This is a genomic window from Caballeronia sp., assembly GCF_049581465.1.
Classification (GTDB): Bacteria; Pseudomonadota; Gammaproteobacteria; order Burkholderiales; family Burkholderiaceae; genus Caballeronia.
Genome location: NZ_JBAUSA010000090.1, coordinates 1 through 19,817, shown reverse-complemented (window position 1 = coordinate 19,817; position 19,817 = coordinate 1). Strand labels below are relative to the sequence as shown.

General features: G+C 60.5%; 13 protein-coding genes and 1 pseudogene. 8 read left to right on the top strand and 6 right to left on the bottom strand.

Annotation, left to right across the window (positions count from 1 at the left end; translation table 11 throughout):
• The coding region (locus tag WCA53_RS02200; RefSeq protein ID WP_423905005.1) for a flagellar biosynthesis sigma factor at window positions 1–414 on the top strand (414 nt) is incomplete at its 5' end.
• 120 nt (window positions 415–534) lie between these two features.
• Here WCA53_RS02200 and WCA53_RS02195 read toward each other — a convergent pair.
• Entirely contained in the window at window positions 535–1,629 is a 1,095-nt protein-coding gene (locus tag WCA53_RS02195) for a zinc-binding metallopeptidase family protein (RefSeq protein ID WP_423905007.1), read from the bottom strand.
• Between the two features lie 310 nt (window positions 1,630–1,939).
• Between WCA53_RS02195 and WCA53_RS02190 the strand changes: the two genes are divergently transcribed.
• From WCA53_RS02190 to WCA53_RS02180, 3 genes are read left to right on the top strand one after another with little or no spacing between them, the layout of a single operon-like run.
• Window positions 1,940–5,386 (top strand): DUF2126 domain-containing protein, encoded by a 3,447-nt coding sequence (locus tag WCA53_RS02190; protein WP_423905003.1) that lies wholly within the window; start codon window positions 1,940–1,942, stop codon window positions 5,384–5,386.
• A 24-nt stretch (window positions 5,387–5,410) separates the two neighbouring features.
• Entirely contained in the window at window positions 5,411–7,990 is a 2,580-nt protein-coding gene (locus tag WCA53_RS02185) for a circularly permuted type 2 ATP-grasp protein (RefSeq protein ID WP_423905001.1), read from the top strand.
• Window positions 7,987–8,877 carry a transglutaminase family protein gene (locus WCA53_RS02180; protein ID WP_423904998.1) on the top strand — a complete coding sequence of 297 codons (891 nt, stop codon included), beginning with the start codon at window positions 7,987–7,989 and terminating at the stop codon, window positions 8,875–8,877. Before WCA53_RS02185 ends, WCA53_RS02180 begins: the two co-directional genes overlap by 4 nt.
• Window positions 8,878–8,916: 39 nt before the next feature.
• Here WCA53_RS02180 and WCA53_RS02175 read toward each other — a convergent pair whose 3' ends face one another.
• Both WCA53_RS02175 and WCA53_RS02170 read right to left on the bottom strand, forming a co-directional pair.
• Complete coding sequence (locus tag WCA53_RS02175; RefSeq protein WP_423904996.1) at window positions 8,917–9,276, bottom strand: MarR family transcriptional regulator; 360 nt, start codon at window positions 9,274–9,276, stop codon at window positions 8,917–8,919.
• The gene (locus tag WCA53_RS02170) at window positions 9,264–9,641 is read right to left on the bottom strand and encodes a toxin-antitoxin system TumE family protein (RefSeq protein WP_423904994.1); all 378 of its coding nucleotides are present in this window, start codon (window positions 9,639–9,641) and stop codon (window positions 9,264–9,266) included. The genes WCA53_RS02175 and WCA53_RS02170 overlap by 13 nt, the downstream gene beginning before the upstream one ends.
• A 299-nt stretch (window positions 9,642–9,940) precedes the next feature.
• On the opposite strand from WCA53_RS02170, the gene WCA53_RS02165 reads away from it, so the two are divergent.
• Window positions 9,941–11,149, top strand: a complete 1,209-nt coding sequence (locus WCA53_RS02165) for a tetratricopeptide repeat protein (RefSeq protein WP_423904992.1) — start codon at window positions 9,941–9,943, stop codon at window positions 11,147–11,149.
• 7 nt (window positions 11,150–11,156) lie between these two features.
• Here the strand turns inward: WCA53_RS02165 and WCA53_RS02160 are convergent, their stop codons facing one another.
• Together WCA53_RS02160 and sbcD are read right to left on the bottom strand one after the other, a co-directional pair.
• Window positions 11,157–14,594, bottom strand: a complete 3,438-nt coding sequence (locus WCA53_RS02160; RefSeq protein ID WP_423904990.1) for an AAA family ATPase — start codon at window positions 14,592–14,594, stop codon at window positions 11,157–11,159.
• Window positions 14,591–15,814, bottom strand: coding sequence for an exonuclease subunit SbcD (gene sbcD / locus WCA53_RS02155; protein ID WP_423904989.1), 1,224 nt, complete (start codon window positions 15,812–15,814; stop codon window positions 14,591–14,593). Before sbcD ends, WCA53_RS02160 begins: the two co-directional genes overlap by 4 nt.
• A gap of 262 nt (window positions 15,815–16,076) precedes the next feature.
• Between sbcD and WCA53_RS02150 the strand changes: the two genes are divergently transcribed.
• From WCA53_RS02150 to WCA53_RS02140, 3 genes are all read left to right on the top strand, one after another.
• Entirely contained in the window at window positions 16,077–16,274 is a 198-nt protein-coding gene (locus WCA53_RS02150) for a hypothetical protein (protein WP_423904986.1), read from the top strand.
• 4 nt (window positions 16,275–16,278) lie between these two features.
• The gene (dbpA, locus tag WCA53_RS02145) at window positions 16,279–17,661 is read left to right on the top strand and encodes an ATP-dependent RNA helicase DbpA (protein WP_423904984.1); all 1,383 of its coding nucleotides are present in this window, start codon (window positions 16,279–16,281) and stop codon (window positions 17,659–17,661) included.
• Window positions 17,662–17,834: 173 nt separating this feature from the next.
• Window positions 17,835–19,586, top strand: a complete 1,752-nt coding sequence (locus WCA53_RS02140; protein WP_423904982.1) for a tetratricopeptide repeat protein — start codon at window positions 17,835–17,837, stop codon at window positions 19,584–19,586.
• A gap of 42 nt (window positions 19,587–19,628) precedes the next feature.
• Here WCA53_RS02140 and WCA53_RS02135 read toward each other — a convergent pair.
• A pseudogene (locus WCA53_RS02135) lies at window positions 19,629–19,817 on the bottom strand (MFS transporter); the annotation flags it as partial.

The following is a 19,817-nucleotide window of genomic DNA, read 5'->3' as shown; positions in this document are numbered from 1 at the left end:
AGATTACACTTCAACGACCCCCAATATGGCTTCATTGCGCCTGTCGCGAAATTCCTGACGGTAGGTTATGACAAGCAGGGAAACGTGTGGTCAGTGACACTATCGCCGCAAATCGAAACATTGCCGCTTGACGACGCGATGGCGATTTTTATTGATTTGCAGGACCAACTGCTGCGTGGAGGATGGCGTCGAACCCGGACTGCTGAAAATCCCCCCATCGCGGATACGCCAGCCATCCGAGCGCAAATCCGTGACCGATCCGATCCGATAACCTATTGGATAGCCGACAACAAATATGAAATCATCCTCGACATTCGCCGCGTCGTTCACGAGAACCACCCGAACGACGAGCGCTACCTGATAACACTGCGATTGAGCGGGCCGCCGTTAATGACGGACAGCCCCGGTGGCTGACGCGTTCGACTGTTTCGGGCTTGGGGCGCCGGCTGTAGACGTGCTCGGCCCAGGCTTCCACAAAGCCAACGTTCAAGGAGGCGTCCGGGACGCCTTCCTTAAAGCCAAACCCCCAACCCCTCACATCACCCCTTCCGCCTTAGTCACCACCTCACCGCTCCCCGCCGCCTCAATCACGTTGTGCACAAACCGCAGCTTCTCCACCACCTTCGGCGCCAGCGTAAAAGGATAAGCATCGGCCAAACCCAAACTCCGATTCAAGCTATTCAGCGCATAAGTCAGCGGAAACCACCGCTTCATCAAGTTATCGAAACTTTTATTCTCAATCGGCGTGGAATCCGTCAGCGTCGGCTCATTATCGTCATCGGGCTTTAACTCCAGCCCACAAGCCGCCGCCGTATCGATCGTGTCGACAATATGCAGGTAATGCGCCCAGGTCTCGGCCCAATCCTCCCACGGATGCGTCGTCGCATAGGCACTCACAAACGAGGCATCCCAGTCCGCTGGCGGCCCGTCCTGATAGTGCTTCGCCAAAGCCGCCGCGTAATCCACCCTTTGATCCCCGAACATCTCCCGAAACGGCTCTTCCCATTTCGATCCCGTAACCAACTGATCAAAATAATAATGTCCGATCTCGTGCCGGAAATGCCCTAGCAACGTCCGATAAGGCTCCCCCATCTCCGTCCTAAGCTTCTCGCGATGCGCGTCATCGGCTTCGGCGATATTCATCGTGATCAGCCCGTTATCGTGTCCGGTGAGCACCTTCTCCCCAACCCCGCCGTCCTCCAGGAACTCGAACCTCAACCCTCCCTCGGGATTCACATGCCGCGACTCGACCTTCAGCCCCAGCGCCGATAACGCATAAAGCAGCCGTCTTTTCGCCGTTTCCAGCCGATACCAGTAGACGCGGTTTTCCGGCTGAGCGAGATTCGGTATCGTGTTGGTGAGTTTGCAGGCAGGACACAGCGTTTCGACTGAATCAGCGGGGATCATCCAGTTGCACACGTTCTCCAGCGAGTAGTTGGTGCACTGCTTAAACAGCGCGCCGTTCGTGTCAGCGTTCAGGCTGCGCCAGAGCCCGGCATCATCGGCTGGTTCGAACGCGCTGACTGCGCCCAGGCCGGGCACGTAGCCGAGCAGGGCGGCGCAGGATTCGCATTTCACGTTTTCGAAGAAAACGTGTTGCTGGCATCGGTCGCAATGAAATGTTTTCATAATCGGAAGATAGGCTCTAACACTCAAGGAGTGGCGCGAACAATCGTAAGCAATCGCGAACAACCACGAACCACGAATCAAACCCGAGCAGCAAAACGCATGCCGCCGCTCCGCCCGTCCAACCTCACCCATCGAGCCAACATGAATGCGTTATTTTGGTGCGTGCCAAACAAAAACCCCACCAACCAAGACAAAATAATATAGCCACACGTATCGCGTAATCATCGCAAAGCCTTGCTGGATATGAAATCGGGCTCACCGGCATAAGCCTTGCTTTTCAGAACTGCCAAATCTCGTCCAGGAGTCAGGTGTGTCTATCCGCGTCGCGTTGAACCATGTCACGCACTACCGTTATGACCGCCTTGTCGGCCTCTCTCCGCAGGTCGTGCGCCTGCGACCGGCGCCGCACTGCCGCACGCCCATTTTGTCGTACTCGATGCGGGTCGAACCGGCCGAGCATTTCATCAACTGGCAGCAGGACCCGTTCGCGAACTATCAGGCGCGTCTCGTCTTCCCGGAGAAGACGCGCGAGTTCAAGATCACCATCGACTTGATCGCGGAAATGGCGGTCTATAACCCGTTCGATTTTTTCCTCGAACCGGAAGCCGAGAAGTTTCCATTCAAATACGCGCCGGAACTCGCCGCGGAACTCGCTCCGTATCTGGTCAAAGGCGAGCTGACGCCGCTTTTGAAGAAGTTCATCGATAGCATCGATAAAACGCCTGTCGTCACCGCCGATTTCCTGGTCGCGCTGAACCAGCGTCTGCAAGGCGATATTGGCTATGTGATCCGCATGGAACCGGGCGTGCAGACGCCGGAAGAGACGCTTGAAAAGGCGCTCGGCTCGTGTCGCGATACGGGCTGGCTGCTCGTGGACGTGCTCAGGCAGCTCGGACTCGCGGCGCGTTTCGTCTCGGGCTACCTGATCCAGCTCACGCCCGACCAGAAATCGCTCGACGGCCCGAGCGGCACCGAAGTCGACTTCACCGACCTCCACGCGTGGTGCGAGGTGTACCTTCCGGGTGCAGGATGGATCGGACTCGACCCGACGTCGGGCCTGTTCGCCGGCGAAGGCCACATTCCGGTCGCGTGCACGCCGGAACCGGGCAGCGCGGCGCCCATATCCGGCGCGGTCGACGAAAGCGAAGTCGAATTCGAGCACATCATGCAAATCCAGCGCGTGCTCGAAACGCCGCGCGTGACGAAGCCGTACACGGAAGAGGTGTGGTCGGCCGTGCAGGAAATGGGCGCGCAGGTCGACAAGCAACTCGCCGATATGGACGTGCGCCTGACCATGGGCGGCGAGCCGACGTTCGTCGCAGTCAGCGATCGCGACGCGGCCGAATGGAACACGGACGCCCTGGGACCGACGAAGCGCGGCTACGCGGTCTCATTGATGGACAAGCTGCGTGCGCGCTACGGCGTGGGCGGTTTCCTCCATCTCGGTCAAGGCAAGTGGTATCCGGGCGAGCAATTGCCGCGCTGGGCGATGTCCCTGTTCTGGCGCGCCGATGGCCAGCCGATCTGGGAAGACCCGAAGCTTTTCGCCGATGAGCGCGATCCCGGCCACTACACGGCGGAAGACGCGCAGCGTTTCATCGCACACCTGACGAACAAGCTTGGGCTGGACACGAAGCACATCACGCCGGGCTACGAGGACACGTTCTACTACCTGTGGCGCGAACGCCGCCTGCCGGTGAACGTCGATCCGTTCGAATCGGAACTTGAGGACGAACTCGAACGCGTGCGCCTGCGGCGCGTGTTCGACGCGGGGTTATCGGCGGTGACGGGCTACGTGCTGCCGATCACGCGCGAACGCGATGTGCCTTTGCGGGCCGCGAGATGGGTCAGCGGCCCCTGGTTTTTCCGCGATGACCGCATGTACCTGATTCCAGGCGATTCGCCGATGGGGTATCGATTGCCGCTGGAATCGCTGCCCTGGGTGAACGCCGCCGATTTCCCGTATCAACATCCGCACGATCCATTTTCGCCGCCCGCGCCGTTGCGCGAGGCGTCGGAACTGAGGATGCAATATCAGCGGCCTTTCGTCGAAGGTGGTGGTATGTCGCCGGGCGGTGAAGGCCCCGGGAAAGCGCTAAACGGCCCAGCCGCGTCAACGTCCTCAGCCGCAGCCGACCAACGCCAACCCGCTCGCGGCGAATCCGCTCACTGGATTCGTCGGACGGCTTTGTGCGTGGAAGCACGCGATCCGGCGCGCGCGGCCGGCCCCAAGGTCGAGGCCGAATCGTTTGGCAGCGGCAGGAGCCTGCTGCACGTCTTCATGCCGCCGGTGACCGAACTCGACGATTACCTCGACCTGCTCGCGGCCATCGAAGCGACAGCGGCCGATTTGAAGATGAAGGTGGTGGTCGAAGGCTATCCGCCGCCGCGCGACGTCCGTCTCAAGATGCTGCAAGTGACGCCGGACCCGGGCGTGATTGAAGTGAACATTCATCCGGCATCGAACTGGGATCAACTCGTCGATCACACCGAGTACCTGTACCAGTCGGCGCATGAAAGCTACCTGAGCACCGAGAAGTTCATGGTCGACGGCCGCCATACAGGAACCGGCGGGGGCAATCACTTCGTGCTCGGCGGCGCAACGCCGGCCGATAGCCCGTTCCTACGGCGCCCCGACCTGCTCGCGAGCATGATCGCGTACTTCATCAACCATCCGTCGATGTCGTACCTGTTCTCGGGCCTCTTCCTCGGTCCCACGAGCCAGGCGCCGCGCGTGGACGAAGCGCGCAACGACCAGCTGTACGAACTCGAAATCGCGTTCGCCGAGATCCAGCATCAACTGGATCGCATCGGCGGGCGTGAAAGCGCGAAGCTGCCGCCGTGGATGATCGACCGGGCGTTGCGCAATTTGCTTATCGATGTAACGGGCAACACGCACCGCGCGGAATTCTGTATCGACAAGCTGTATTCCCCCGATGGCCCCAACGGCCGTCTCGGCCTGCTCGAGCTGCGCGGTTTCGAAATGCCGCCGCACGCGCGCATGAGTCTCGTGCAGCAATTGCTGCTGCGCGCGCTGGTCGCGAAGTTCTGGGACAAGCCGTACACCACACGCCTCACGCGCTGGGGCACGGAGTTGCACGATCGCTTCCTGCTCGGCTCGTTCATCAAGATGGATTTCGACGATGTCATCGACGACCTGAACGAAGCGGGCTACGCGTTCGACGCCGACTGGTTCGCGCCGCACTTCGAATTCCGTTTCCCGATGGTCGGCGCGGTCCACACGGCTGGCATCGAATTGACGGTGCGCAGCGCGCTTGAACCGTGGCATGTCATGGGCGAAGAAGGGTCGCCGGGAGGAACGGTGCGCTATGTGGATTCGACGGTGGAGAGGCTCGAAGTCAAAGTGCTCGGGCTCAACGGCAATCGCCACGTGGTGACGGTGAATGGCGTGCCCTTGCCGCTGCAACCCACCGGCCGCGCGAGCGAACACGTGGCCGCCGTGCGCTTCCGGGCGTGGTCGCAGCCGTCGGCGCTGCATCCCACCATTGGCGTGGATGCGCCGCTGACATTCGATATCGTCGATACATGGAGCGGACGCTCCATAGGGGGATGCCGGTATCATGTAGCCCACCCGGGCGGGCGCAGCTATTCGACCTTCCCGGTCAACGCATACGAAGCGGAAAGCCGGCGACGCGCGCGTTTCTTCATGACAGGGCATACGCCCGGACGCATGCTCGTCGGAGAACCCGTGCGCAGTCTGGAATTCCCTTTCACGCTCGATTTGCGCCGCCGGTAATCCCACCTCACGACAAAGTACAACTTGGCCTTTCAATCGCAATCGACCCTTCCCTTTGAAACAACCGCGAACCGCGCGAATGTATCGTCACCTCTTCGCGCGGTTCCGGTCCGGGAGGGCCATTGGGACGAGTTGCGCGATCCGTCGGGCCAGTTGCGGGAAACGTGGCGCCAGTTCTTCAATATTCTCGGCGACGAAGGCCTTGCGGGCCTGGAAGGCGCCACGGCGTCCATCGCGCAGCAAGTCCGCGATAACGACATCAGCTACAACGTCTATGCCGACAACGGCGAGCCGAGGCCGTGGGCGCTCGACCTCCTGCCGTTCCTGATCAACGAGGCCGAATGGGCCGTGATCGAGCGCGGCGTGACGCAGCGCGCCAAGTTGCTCAATGCGATTGTCGGCGATATCTACGGCGCGCAAACCTTGCTGCACAGCGGGCTTTTGCCGCCTGCGCTGGTGTTCGGCCATCCCGGTTATCTCCGCTCGGTGAAGGGTTTCGTGCCGCCCGGCGGTCAGTACCTGCAACTCGTGGCGGTGGATTTGGCGCGTGGGCCGAACGGCGCATGGACGGTCATGGCGCATCGGACGGAAGCGCCTTCCGGCCTTGGCTACGCGCTGGAAAACCGGCTGATCGTGTCCAACGTGTTCGCCGATCCCTTTCGCGCGATGCACGTGCAGCGGCTCGCGCCGTCCTACTCGCAGTTGATGGCGACGCTGGTCCAGGGCGGTCGCGCGACGATGGGCGGGGAGGGCTCGCCGCATATCGCGTTGCTGACGCCGGGGCCGTTCAGCGAGACGTTCTTCGAGCACGCGTTTCTCGCGCGCTATCTCGGCGTGACGCTGGTCGAGGGTAAAGACCTGACCGTGCGCGACGACATGCTGTTCCTGAAAACCTTCGCCGGTCTGGAACGCGTTCACGTCCTGATGCGGCGTCTGGACGACGCGTTTTGCGATCCGGTCGAACTTCGGGCCGATTCGACCATCGGCGTGCCGGGTTTGCTGCAGGTGATGCGAGCCGGAAAGGTGATGGTGTCGAACGTGCCGGGTTCGGGCTTTGTCGAATCGCCCGCATTGCATGGTTTTCTTCCGGCCATTTCGCGCACGTTGCTGGACGAGCCGTTGTCGCTTGCCAGCGTGCCGACATGGTGGTGCGGTGAAAAAGCCGCGCACGACGCAGCAGTGAAACAGCTCGATCAGGCCTTCGTCATTCCCACCTGGCCCGGCGTGGAACTCGATGGCCGCGCCCCGCGTGGCGCGGGCGACGGCTTGCAGTCATTGGCCGAGTGGCGCAAGCGGATCGACGCGATGCCCGACGCCTTCACGCTTCACAAGCCCTTCCCCGGTTCGCACGCGCCGCGTTATCAGGAAAATACGATTGTCGGCCGGCCTTCAGTGTTGCGCGTCTACGCAATCGCCGATGTCAACGGCGGCTGGTCCGTGATGCCGGGCGGCTTCACGCGACTCGGCGCAGAAAAGCAGCCGACGGTATCGATGCAATTTGGCGGCAGCAGCGTCGACACGTGGGTGCTGTCGAGCAAGCCGAGTTCGAGCTTTTCCCTTCTACCCACGCCAATGAAGCCTGCCGATCTCGAACGCAAGCATCGGACGGTGTCGAGCCGTGCGGCGGAAAACCTCTTTTGGGCTGGCCGATATAGCGAGCGTGCCGAGAACAACGTGCGCTTGTTGCGGGTGATTTTGTCGTCGCTGGATAGCGCCGACTCGGAGGGCATGCTCGAAACCATGATCGAGCTGGCGTCGTATTGCGGCTTGTTGCCAGCGACCGCGAGACTGGAAGGGATGAGCACGCATGCATTCGAATGGATGCTGGTCACGAACCTTGGCGAGCAGGGCGCGGCTGCGAGTATCGGACAGAATCTGGCGAGCCAGGCGCGGGCCAGCGGCGAGATTCGGGGACGCCTTTCCACCGATCACTGGCGCACGATCCTGGCGGCAAGAAATGATTTCCGCGATGCACTGGTCGAGTTGAAGCCCGCGCCTGGCGTGGAGCGTTACGACCGGGTCTTGCTGACGCGAACGCTTGAAACGCTCACCACGCAGCTCCTCGCCATCAGCGGCGCGCAAGGCGACCGCATGACGCGCGACGAAGCGTGGCGGCTGATTTTTGTGGGGCGGCAAATCGAGCGCGTGTCGACCATGACGACGTTCTTGCGCGTCGCCGCCGAGCACGGGCAATTCGCGACGCCGGCAGGCTTTGATCTGCTGCTGCAACTTTTCGATAGTACGTTGACGTATCGATCGCTTTATCCCGGCCGGTTCGAGATTCCTGCGCTGCTCGATTTGCTGGTTGTCGAGCCGACCAATCCGCGCGGACTGTATGGCACGTACTCGCGTCTGTGCAAGAAGCTGAACGAGATTTCGCTCGCGGCTGGCAGCACGAGCCACGTTCCTTTCGCCGATGCCACCGCGCTCCTCGAATCGCTTCCCGGATTGGAGCATCTTTGCGCGACCGATAAACATGGCATGCACACCGAACTAATGGATGTCTGCGACAGGCTTGGCGATCACGTTGCCAGCGCGGCGCATGAAATCAGCGCGCGTTACTTTAGCCATGCGAATATGCAGGCATCGCGGGTGACAGCATGAAGACCGATAAAACCGTGTTGTCTGTGTCGCACCGGACGACGTACCGCTATTCCACGTTTGTGGAGACAGCGCAGCATCTCGCGACGATTCGTCCGCTGAACTGTGCGTGGCAGCGCGTGATTGCGCATACCGAGAGCATTGAGCCGCAGCCGTTGTATTTGAAGAATCGCGTCGATACGTTCGGCAACGACGTGTTGTATTTTTCGCTTGAGTCGCCGCATAAATCGCTGCAGATGCTCAGCGAAACGACCGTCGAGTTGACGCCGCGCTGGTCCTCGCTTGATGCGGCCGCCACGCCCGCTTGGGACAGCGTTGCGGCGGGGATGCGTTTCAAAGTGGGTGCGCCGTTTTTGCCGGAGACGGAGTTTTGTTATGCGTCGCCGAATATTGGGCTGGGGCAGGAATTGCGCGACTACGCGCTCGAAAGTTTCACGCCAGGGAGGCCGCTCGCTGAAGGTGCGATTGATTTGATGCATCGGATTTATGCCGACTTCAAGTATCGGCCGACTGCGACTTCCTACGATACCCCTGCGCAGCACGCGTTTGAACTGCGGCGTGGCGTTTGTCAGGATTTCGCGCAGGTGATGATTGGATGCATGCGCGCGCTGGGTTTGCCGGCGCGTTATGTGAGCGGGTATTTGCGCAACGATCCGCCGCCGGGGCAGGAACGGTTGATTGGCGCGGATGCATCGCACGCGTGGGTATCTGTTTATTGCCCGGGCAATGGCTGGATCGACCTCGATCCGACGAACGACGTATTGGCCGATCTTGATCATGTCACGCTCGCGACGGGGCGTGATTACAGCGATGTTTCGTTGCTGAGAGGAATGATTTTAGGCGGGGGTTCGCATCGGATCGATGTGGGGGTGACCGTTTTAGCTTTGTAGTCGTTGGGCATCAAAGCGCCCGCTCGCCGGCGCCCGGCTTTACTCGAACGACATCTCCAACTCGACGCCGGAATAATTCACGCGCGGAACGAGCTGGCGGCCGGCGCCCTTCTCAAAATGCACTAGGCCGTGTCTTTCCATAGTCTTGAGCGTGCGCGACAGGTTAGATTCGGCGCGGCCGGTCTTCTCGGCAAGCTCGCGGAGGGAGGTCGGCTCTGTCTGCACGATCAGTGTCAGCAACGCACGGTTTTTGTCCGAAAGCACGCGCGCGAAGCTTTCCAGCGACTGAAACCAGACCTTTGGTTCGTCGGGACCAGGGACGTATTGCCCACGCGCAATCGCCATTGTGCGGGCCTTGTATTGTTCGAGGTTGGCGATACCCACTTTCAGTGTATCCATGGCTCGTTACTCCTTTCTTGCAAAACTGCGTCAACCTCTGTCCACAAATCTGCCAGCAGTGTGGCAGCGTCCAGATAGGTATAAAACCGCACCGTTTCTGCGCTGTGCCGGTGGTCGTGTTCGATGCGCGTCCGGGCTCCGGGCCCCGTTCCTTCGCGGATCGCATGCGCGTTATCAAAGCCAAGAATGCGACGGCCGTCCTCGGCGTGCAGCGTCAGAGAATAGCTAAGGCCGTGCGGCCGCTCTGGCGTGCCCGAAATCCGCCGTATAGCAAACTTGACCCAATGTTTTCCCGCTGCGTCAGCGACGAACGTTTCTCCATCAAGCAATAGAAGCGTATCGAGACTGGCATCGCGGTCACTCATGGTCTTTAACTTATCACTCAATGATAACTCGGTCAATGGTCATCGGCACCATAAACCAGAGAGCGTAGCGACCACCGTCCCTGAAATTGTGAAAAACGGTCCCCGCCATCGGCAATCGGCACCGTGGCGTTTAAAGTTCACGCTGAATCCAAAACGGCTATTGCCGCCCGCGAATCAGCGCGCACCCGCGATGCCCGCTCGCTTTTCACCGAATCGAACACATGACACGAGCACCAATCCCCAAAGCGAAACAATCCGGCGGCACACGTCAAATAACTGCCGCGACGCAAGCGCGATTCATGGAAATGGCAGCGAAATTCCAGGCGGCCTACGCCAACGGCGACTATCAACGTGGTGCGAAATTCGCCGAAGAAGCGCTTCGCATTACGCCGAACAACATGTCAATCCTGCCGGACTACGCGCTGTGCCTGATGCGTATCAATAACTACGTACACGCGTATCGCGTGTACATGAGCATATTGAACGCGTCGGCGAGTCAACGTAAGTTGGCATCGGCTACCTGGCTCGATGGGCTGACCGAAGTTTGCGGATGGATGGAGAAGCACGATGAAGTGCGTGAATACGGATTGCGCTCGCTACGTGCGTCGGACGCCATTTGCGGCGCAAAGCCAAGCGCGCCTATTCCCGACCACGCACCGCCCGCATTCGACGCATCCCGGCCCTCGGAAAACGTGATCTCGTATTCACTATTCGGATCGAATCCACGATATTGCGAACCGGCCGTGATGAACGCGCAAATGACCCGCGATGTGTTCAAAGGGTGGACGTGCCGCGTTTATCTCGACGCGACCGTACCCGAACACGTTTCGCGCAGGCTCAAAGACGCTGGTGCGGACGTGGTCTTCATGAATGAAGACAGCAAGGTCCATCCGCTGATGTGGCGCTTCCTGGTCGTCGATGATCCCCGCGTCAAACGATTCCTTCTTCGCGATGCCGATGCACTCCTGTCCGAACGCGAATACGCAGCGGTACAAGAATGGGTGCGAAGCCCCTACTACTTCCATCTGATCCGCGATTACTTTACGCATACCGAACTGATTCTCGCCGGGCTCTGGGGCGGATGCACGGGCGTGTTGAACAACATGATCGAATCGATGCAGCAATTCGCGGAGAAGAACGCTAAGAGCGGCCGTTTCATCGATCAACACTATTTGCGTGAACACGTTTGGCCGACGTTGCGTCAAAGCGTGCTTACCCACGATGACTTGTTCGGTTTTCACGACGCGAAGCCATTTCCGCCGCACGCGCCGAATAGATGGGACACGGAGAAATTTCACGTGGGCAGCAACACCAGCTACCAGGCGATCGGCGGCACGAGCGAACTTGCGCATGGCGCGGCGCAACGCCTGATTTTCAGTTCGCGCGATGGCAATCCCCTGTTCGATTACACGGCAAACGTGCAGAACGGAGAATGGCGGCTGGATATGCCGTTCTTCCTGACCCAGCAAATCGCGAACGGGGAACTGGTGGTTCGTAGCGAGTCGTAGGCGCCTGTCAGCCGCCCACTACTTCCACCGTCGAAAAGCCGATACCCACGCCTTTCGCCACTCTGATCTGCAGTGGAATGCGCTCTTTCAGCGCTTCCACGTGGCTAATTACGCCGATCATCTTGCCACTCGCATTCAACGAATCGAGCGCGTTCAGCGCAATTTCGAGTGTTTCGCTATCGAGCGTGCCAAAGCCTTCATCGAGAAACAAGGAATCGATGGACGTCTTGTGGCTCACTAGATCCGACAGCGCCAAAGCCAGCGCAAGACTCACCAAGAAGCTCTCGCCGCCCGAAAGCGTGCGCGTGTCACGTGCCACGTCGCCTTGCCACAGGTCGAGCACTTCCATTTCCAGATCGCCCACCACTTTTCGGCTCAGTTGATAACGGCCGTGTAGTTGCATGAGCTGGCGATTGGCGAGATAAATCAAATGGTCGAGCGTCAGGCCTTGCGCGAACTTGCGATATTTTGCGCCATCGGCGGAACCGATAAGACTGCTCAACCGTTGCCACAGGTCATAGCGCTGGCGCTGGGCATCGATTTGTTCGAACAGAGCCGCGCGATCACGACGCAGTTTGTCGTCGCTGGTAAGCGTTGCGCGAAGTTCGCCTTGTTGCTGTGTCACGGTCTTGAGTGACGCCGATGCATGGTCAAGCTGCTGTTGCAGGACATCGGCGGGCTGATCTGTTTTCGGCTCTTTCAGTAATTCGCCGCGCGTGTCCTCCGCTTTCGCCCGCAACGTGTGGACCGTCGTCGACAATGCTTCGAGCTCGCGCTTTAGCTTTTGCAGCCGCTCGCGTTCGTCGTTGGCAAGCAGTGCTTCGGAGAACGCGTGTTCATCGGCGAAGGTACTTTGTGCCAGCGCGGTCGTCCATTCCGACGAGGTCTTCTCCACGAGCTTCGTGTCTTCATGCAAGCGCGTGTTGAGCGCTTTCGAATTGCCATCCAGCGTGTTTGCCTTGTCACGCGATGCTTCATATTGTTGCGCGGCGCTCTGGAACGCAGCGTCGTGATCCGTCGTGTCGACTAAAGGCTCCGATGCCAGCGAAGGGAAATCCGCCGCGCACGCGGACCACCGCGAGGCCCAATTGCCCGCTTCCAGTGAGGTGGCTTCGAGCAGATGCCTTGCTTGATCGGACTGCTTGGATAACACGCGACTTCTCTCCGATGCCGCCTGCCACGCGCGCCATTCGCTCTCGCGCTCGGCCAGCCATGCTTGCCATTGCGCCCACCCGTCGGGACGCGCATAGCCGATAGCCGTCACCGATTCGTCGAGCGCTTGCTCCCGTTTCGTCAGGAGGCTAGTTAAAGAGGCGGCGTGATCGGTGGTCTCTTTCAGCGAATTTGTAGCGGACGTTTGCTGCCCTTCAAGCAACTTCAAATCGTGCTGATGTTGCACGGAAGTTCGTTCTGCTTTGTTTGTGGTTTCGCTCGCTTGTGCGATCAATGCGCTGAGTTTTTCGACTTCGTGGAGGGTGCTTTCGGCCTTTGCCAACTTCACAGCGTGCGCGTCGATATGTGAACTTAGCGCGTCACGATCGATCCCGGCAAGCTCCAGTTGCGCACACAATTCTCGCCAATTCGCCGCGTGCGTAGTTTCGTCGGCGAGCCATTGATCTATGCGCTTTTGAAGCTGCTCGATCGCAGTTCCCGACGCAGCAATCGAAGCGGCAAGCGTCTCGGATTGCTCGCGCGCAGCATGAAGCAAGCGCTCCTTGTCCTTTAACGCGTTCTCTGTCGCCGAGATATCGAGCGCCTGGTAAGCGCTGATCGCCGGGTGTTCAATGGATCCGCACAAAGGGCACGCTTCGGCGGCCTGCAACGCCGCGCGATGGTCGGCAAGTAGGAGAATGCGTTGCTCCTGCTTGAGCATCGTGCGCTTGTCTTCAATCTGTTCGGCAAGCGCCTTGATCTCTTTTGCCCGAGCGTCGCGCTGCTCAGTCGACGTACGCGATGACGCATTTTTCTGAGCAAGTTCCTCGCGATCGAGCGTTACTTGCTTTGCGCCCTTGTTCAAAGTCTCACCGATCGCGGTCAGCTCAGCGAACACATGTCTCTGCTGGTTGAGTTGCTTGCAACGGGCTTTGAGCGCGGCTTCGTCCTCTCCGTCGAGCGTGGCCAGAAGCTTCGCCCGCTGCTCGGCTTCGCCATTGCGCGAACGCAGCGCGTGTTCCAGCGTCATCTGCACATTGACGCGCTGGACCTCGTGTTGACGCGCCAGCTTCTCAATGAGCGCCGCGAATTCGCGTTGCTTGACCGACGTCTTCTCAACGTCCGCCAATGTCTGCATACGTGCATCGAATAGCGTGCGCCACATTGCGATCTGCTCGCCTAGCTTGCTCCGGTGCGGATGTTCATCGACGGTGGCTTGAACGACCTTGGCCGCCGATAACACCTCGTTCAACGCATGTTGCCGCTGCGTCGCAATGCGTTCGCGCATGACAGAAGCGATGCGCAGGTTGCGCGCGGCATCGAGTGACGCGGCTTCTTTTTCGGCCTTGACCTTGACCAGATGCTGAGCCGTATCGCGGTGCGATTCGCACGCGGCCACCATCGCGGTGTGACTGGCACGCAGCTTTTCGGCGGGCTCGCTCGCGGCGAGGCGGTCGAGTTCGGGCTTGGCATCGGCGAGCTTTTGCAGTGCCTGCCGCTCATTTTCAACAGCGATGTCAACCTGCTTTTCCGCCGCCGATACATTCACCCGCCATTGCAGCATCGACCGTGTGGTGTCGAGTTGCTTGCCCAGCGTCGTCTCGCGTTCACCCAGCGCGGCCTGCATTTGCGCGAGTTCCGTACGCTGTTCATCGGAGAGCAACTGAAGGCCCTCCGCGCGGCCTTGAAGCGTGTCGAGAGCAAGCTTCTCGCCCCGCATCCGTTCGAACACTTGCTGCGAGATAACGCCGTAGATATCGGTGCCGGTCAGCTCTTCAAGCAACTCGGCGCGCTCGTTCGCCCGGGCTTCAAGGAACGCGGCGAAACCGCCTTGCGCGAGCATCATCGATTTGGTGAAACGGCCGAAATCGAGACCCGTGATCTCTTCAACGAGCTTCAGCTTGTCCACGATCCGCTCGGTCAGGATCGTCCCATCGAGCCGCGCCAGTTCCACCTTCGGCGCTTGCAGGTTGCCGTCGGCTCTATCGCGGGCGCGGCGCTGGCTCCAGAACGCCCGATACCCCACGCCTTTGACCTCGAACTCGACTTCCGCGAGACATTCAAACGTCTGCCGCGTCATCAATTCGTTGGACCCTTGCGACACCGAATCCATGCGCGGCGTGCGGTGATAGAGCGCGAGACAAATGGCATCGAGCAAAGTTGTCTTGCCGGCGCCGGTCGGTCCCGTAATGGCGAACAGGCCGTTGTCGCGAAAGGGCGGCTGGCTGAAATCGATCTTCCACTCGCCCTTCAGCGAGTTCAGGTTGAGCAAACGTAGCGAGAGGATTTTCATGCCGCGTCCGCCTCGCCGATACCCGCGACCACTTCCCGATACATCGCGACAAGCTGCAGGCGCGTTTCATCGTCGATCGTTTCGCCTTGCAGGCGGCGCGCGAAAACGTCGTCGGGTGTGAGTTCGTTCAAGGTTTCCCTGGCCTGGCTTTGCAACGCCATCAATGCCGACGAACGCTCCCGCCGGATGCGCAATACTTCGACGGGCAAGGTCGCTGTGATCTTCTGGATGCGCGCGTGAAGGTCGCTGAGATAGTCGTCGGCGGCGACGATGACTTCGAGCCATACCGTCTCGCCTTCAACCGCTTGCGCCGCAGCGGCGGCGATCGCCGGTTCGAGTTCTTTCAACGATCCTGTCACCGATAACATCGTCTGGAAGCAGGGGATTTCGAGCGGCGTGACGCTTTCAAGACCATTGAGGGACAAATCGACGAGGAGCATTTCCTTTTGCTGGCGCGCTTCGTCGAAGCTCAGGGCGATTGGCGATCCGCTGTACCGGATGTGCTCGAATCCGCCTACTTTCTGCGGCCGGTGAATATGCCCGAGCGCGATGTAATCGGCAGCGGGAAACGCGGCGGTCGGAAACGCTTCCAGCGCGCCGACGTAGATCTCGCGTACCGATTCGCTCGCGCTCGCGCCCACGGTGGTCAAGTGGCCCGTCGCGATAATCGGCAAATGCGCGCCGAGTTCCACGCGCTTTTGCTCCGCCAGCTCATGCAGCGTCCGATAATGCGCGTGGATCGCGTCCTGAAGCGACGCCTGCTTTTCCTGCGCGGTTTGTCCCGCGACGCTTTGCAGGACATCGCGTGGCCGGATAAACGGAATCGCGCAAACAATCGCGCCGGGCTTGCCGTCGCGTGTATTGAGCACGCGGATCTGCTCGTTCGGATCATCCTGGACCGACGTAATCACCACCGTGTTCAGCGCCTTCAGCAGGTCGCGCGACTCGTCGAGTACGGCCACGGAATCATGATTGCCGGCGAGCAGAATCAGTCCTACGTTTGCCTCGCGCAAAGCCAGGATCAGCCGGTTATACAGCTCGCGTGCATAGCTGGGTGGGGCACTCGTATCGAAGATATCGCCTGCTATCAACACCGCATCCACCGCGTGCAGGCGCGTCTGATCGACCAGCCAGGTAATCAGCTTCTGATGTTCGGCTTGTCTGGAATGCCCGAGGAAGAACTGGCCGAAATGCCAGTCCGAGGTGTGCAGGATTCGCATCGGGAAGGTCGCGTGGAGGGCGTGGCCGCTCGTTATTTTGGTGGCTGCAAGTTTAGCCGATCGCATCCCGGGCATTGCCGCGAGCTTGGACGCGCGGGCCGAAAACGCCGCAAAATGAGGCAGTTGCCGCAGGTACGCGTACACTTCGGCTTCTATCGCGTAAACACGGAGCGCCGGCCACGCCGGCGCCGCCGTGGCGCACGACGTTCGGGCGTCACGCCTTGCGTCCCTTATCACCCCGCCTCAAATATACGATCCGATCATGTTTATCTGCCGAAACCAGCCGTGCGGTGCCGAATGGCAACTCGCCGACGTGCTTATCAAGAACGAAGGCCAGGGCCTGATGTACCGCTGCCCCATGTGCGGCACGCGCAACCGGGTGCTGCGCCACGACGCCCCCGACGGCACGATCACCTACGAGCAGGACAACTCGGTCCCGCCGAAACCGGCTGCGAACTAAGTCCATGACCACAGCTACCTCATTCAGTACGTTGCCGCTCTCGCCCGCGATGCTGGCGAACCTTGAGCAACTCGGTTATCTGACGATGACCCCGATCCAGGCCGCCAGCCTGCCGATCGCGCTCGCAGGGCACGACCTCATCGCGCAGGCCAAGACGGGCAGTGGCAAGACCGCCGCGTTCGCGTTGCCGTTGCTCGCGAAGATCGATCCAAGGCTCTTTTCCGTGCAGGCGCTTGTGCTGTGTCCCACGCGTGAGCTCGCGGACCAGGTGACGCAGGAGATTCGCCGGATTGCGCGTGCGGAAGACAACATCAAGATCCTGACGCTGTGCGGCGGCTCGCCCATGCGCCCGCAAATCGCCAGTCTCGAACATGGCGCGCATATCGCGGTGGGAACGCCGGGACGGATCATGGATCACCTGGAACGCGGCACGTTGCCTCTCACCGCGCTCAAGACGCTGGTCCTCGATGAAGCCGACCGGATGCTCGACATGGGCTTCTTCGACGACATCGTCGCGGTGGTGAAGCAATGTCCGAAGGACCGCCAGACGCTGTTGTTTTCGGCGACGTATCCGGAAGGCATCGCGAAGTTGAGCCAGCAATTCCTGCGCAAGCCGCAGGAGGTCAAGCTTACCGAGCAGCACACGAATTCGAAGATCAAGCAGCGCTTTTACGAAGTCGACGACAACGAGCGGCTTCACGCCGTCGGCATGTTGCTCGATCACTATCAGCCCGTGAGCACCCTTGCGTTTTGCAACACGAAGCAGCAATGTCGCGATTTGCTTGATGTGTTGGTGGCGCAGGGTTTTAACGCGCTTGCGTTGCATGGTGAGCTGGAACAGCGCGAACGCGATCAGGTGTTGGTGCAGTTCGCCAATCGCAGTTGTTCCGTGCTGGTAGCCACCGATGTCGCCGCGCGCGGCCTCGACATTGCGCAACTGGAAGCGGTGATCAACGTCGATGTGACGCAGGACCCCGAGATTCATGTGCACCGCATTGGCCGCACCGGTCGTGCCGATGAAGAAGGTTGGGCATTAAGTTTGGTGAGCATGAACGAGATGGCGCGCGTCAGCAGTCTTGAGCAGGCGCAAAAGAAGGAAGTGGAGTGGCACAAGCTGAGCGAACTGACGCCCGCCACGCCCGGCCATCTTCAGCCGCCAATGGCAACTTTGCAGATCCTGGGTGGCCGTAAGGAAAAGATTCGTCCCGGCGATGTCCTGGGTGCGCTGACGGGCGACGCGGGGTTTGAGGGTTCGCAGATCGGCAAGATTAATGTCACCGACATGGTCACGTATGTGGCCGTTGCGAGGGATATTGCCGATCAGGCGGTGAAGAAGTTATCGTCGGGGAAGGTGAAGGGCAAGAAGGTGAAAGTCCGAAGGATTTGAGGATGGGAATGGCGCTTGGGGATGCCAAGCGCCAGCGCCCAGAGCGCGCGCCCTGCGGGAACGCGCAACGCATATCCTCACTTCATGAAACTTGGGATAGGAGCAGTCCGATAGCTCGCTAAGATCGCACGCTCTAGCATCGGTGGGTTGCCACTTCGCCGATCCCACCCGCCATGAATCAACTCGCCGCGCCCCTCGCCCTTTCCCTCGATCATCATCAATCCGGCCGTCTCGCCGAAGCGGAATCCGGTTATCGCGCGATTCTCATAGAGCGTCCCGATCACGTCGACGCGCTCCATTACCTCGGTGTTTTGCTGCATCAACAGGGTGACAACGAAGGCGCTGCGAAACTCCTCGATCACGCGCTGGCCCTCGCGCTCGACGCCTCCGCGTGCTGGAGCAATCGCGGGCTGGTGGCGGGTGCGCTCGGCGATTTGCCCCACGCGGTGGAGTGCCAGGGACGCGCGCTTGCCATCGATCCGGCGTTTTCCAATGCGCGCAACAACCTCGGCGTCGCGTTGCACAAGCAAGGCCGGTACGCTGAAGCCATCGAGCAGCTCCAGATCGTGCTCGCACAAACGCCCGATTTCCTCGATGCCCAATTGAACCTCGGGGCGTCGCTCGCCCGCGCAAAGCGCTACGACGACGCACTGGCGACGTATCGGGCGGTCATCGCCCACCATTCCGACAATTTCGATGCGCGTTTCGGCGAAGGCAATGCGCTGCGCGAACTCGCGCGTTTTGACGAGTCCGTGAAGAGCCTGAAAAAGGCGCTCGCGTTGCAGCCGGATCACTTTGAGGCGAGCGTGAACCTGGGCACCACGCTTGGGCTCTACGGGCGCTTCGAGGAAGCGGAAACGGCGTATCGGCGAGCATTGCAGTTGCGCGACGATCCGCAAATCCACGTTTGCGTGGGCGCGGCGATCGGCTCGCAAGGCCGCTTCCGGGAAGAGGAGCCGTATTACCTGCACGCACTGACGCTAGACCCCGACCACGCCGATGCGCAGCACAACCTCGCATTGCTAAACCTGCGACGCGGGGATTTCAAGGAAGGCTGGGCGTTGCACGAAGTACGCTGGCGTTCGAGCAAGTACCAGCCGCTTCACATTCCGGGAATCCCGGAATGGCGCGGGGAATCGCTGAAAGGGCGCACGCTGTTGCTCGTCGGCGAACAGGGACACGGAGACCAGATGCAGTTCGCGCGATACGCCACGGTGCTCGCGCAAATGGGTGCAACTGTCGACATGCAGGTGCCGGAGAACATCGTGGAACTGGTGCAAAGCGTGAAAGGCGTGCGTCGGGCAATAACGTCCGGATCAACCGAGGGATACGACTTCTGGACCCCGTCGATGAGCGTCCCCCATCACTTGGGCGAACACGTGCGCGGCGTGCTCGCCAACACGCCGTACATGAGCGTGAGCACCGAGCGCATAGGCGGTTGGCCGGCGCGCGTGGCGAAGCTGGCGGGCAAGCGTCGGAAAATCGGGATTGTGTGGGCGGGGAGCCCGACGTTCGGCAATGATCGCTATCGGTCGATGCCATTTTCCGCGTGGTCGCCGCTCGCAGAGGTCGCCGACACGGCGTGGTTCTCGCTCCAAAAAGGCAAGGCACGCGACCAGCTTGCCAGTGCGGATTGCGCGCGGAAGCCGTACGACCTGACCGACCTGATCGACAATTTCGCCGATACCGCCGCGCTCATCGAACAGCTTGATCTCGTGATGACGGTGGATACGTCGGTGGCGCATCTGGCAGGCGCGCTCGGCAAGCCGGTGTGGGTATTCTTGCCTGCGAACTATGACTGGCGATGGATGCTGGATCGCGATGACAGCCCGTGGTATCCCGGCATGCGCCTGTTCAAGCAAACCGCGCTCGGCGACTGGACGCAGCCGGTCGCGGCGGCGAAGGCGGCGTTGATGGGGGTGTAGGGAGGCGGGCGGCGCGTTGAAGCAGCCTTCGGTTCAACCGCTTCAATCGCTGGCAGGACGCATGCTTTCAATCGGTTTATCGCGAGTCATCAGCCGCAATACGCTCGCGATACTCGCCGTTCCCGCGAATCCCGCGCCAATCGCCAACGCCAGCGCCGGTCCGTGACGCCCCGCAATACTGAAGCTCAACGCAACCAGCGCCGCGCCCGTCGCCTGGCCGATCAACCGGGC

Excerpts from the sequence above, each read along its gene's own strand:
- WCA53_RS02195 (WP_423905007.1), bottom strand. The coding sequence starts at position 1,629 with ATGAAAACATTTCATTGCGACCGATGCCAGCAACACGTTTTCTTCGAA.
- WCA53_RS02180 (WP_423904998.1), top strand. The coding sequence starts at position 7,987 with ATGAAGACCGATAAAACCGTGTTGTCTGTGTCGCACCGGACGACGTAC.
- WCA53_RS02175 (WP_423904996.1), bottom strand. The coding sequence starts at position 9,276 with ATGGATACACTGAAAGTGGGTATCGCCAACCTCGAACAATACAAGGCC.
- WCA53_RS02170 (WP_423904994.1), bottom strand. The coding sequence starts at position 9,641 with ATGAGTGACCGCGATGCCAGTCTCGATACGCTTCTATTGCTTGATGGA.
- WCA53_RS02165 (WP_423904992.1), top strand. The coding sequence starts at position 9,941 with ATGGAAATGGCAGCGAAATTCCAGGCGGCCTACGCCAACGGCGACTAT.
- WCA53_RS02160 (WP_423904990.1), bottom strand. The coding sequence starts at position 14,594 with ATGAAAATCCTCTCGCTACGTTTGCTCAACCTGAACTCGCTGAAGGGC.
- sbcD (WP_423904989.1), bottom strand. The coding sequence starts at position 15,814 with ATGCGAATCCTGCACACCTCGGACTGGCATTTCGGCCAGTTCTTCCTC.
- WCA53_RS02150 (WP_423904986.1), top strand. The coding sequence starts at position 16,077 with ATGTTTATCTGCCGAAACCAGCCGTGCGGTGCCGAATGGCAACTCGCC.
- dbpA (WP_423904984.1), top strand. The coding sequence starts at position 16,279 with ATGACCACAGCTACCTCATTCAGTACGTTGCCGCTCTCGCCCGCGATG.
- WCA53_RS02140 (WP_423904982.1), top strand. The coding sequence starts at position 17,835 with ATGAATCAACTCGCCGCGCCCCTCGCCCTTTCCCTCGATCATCATCAA.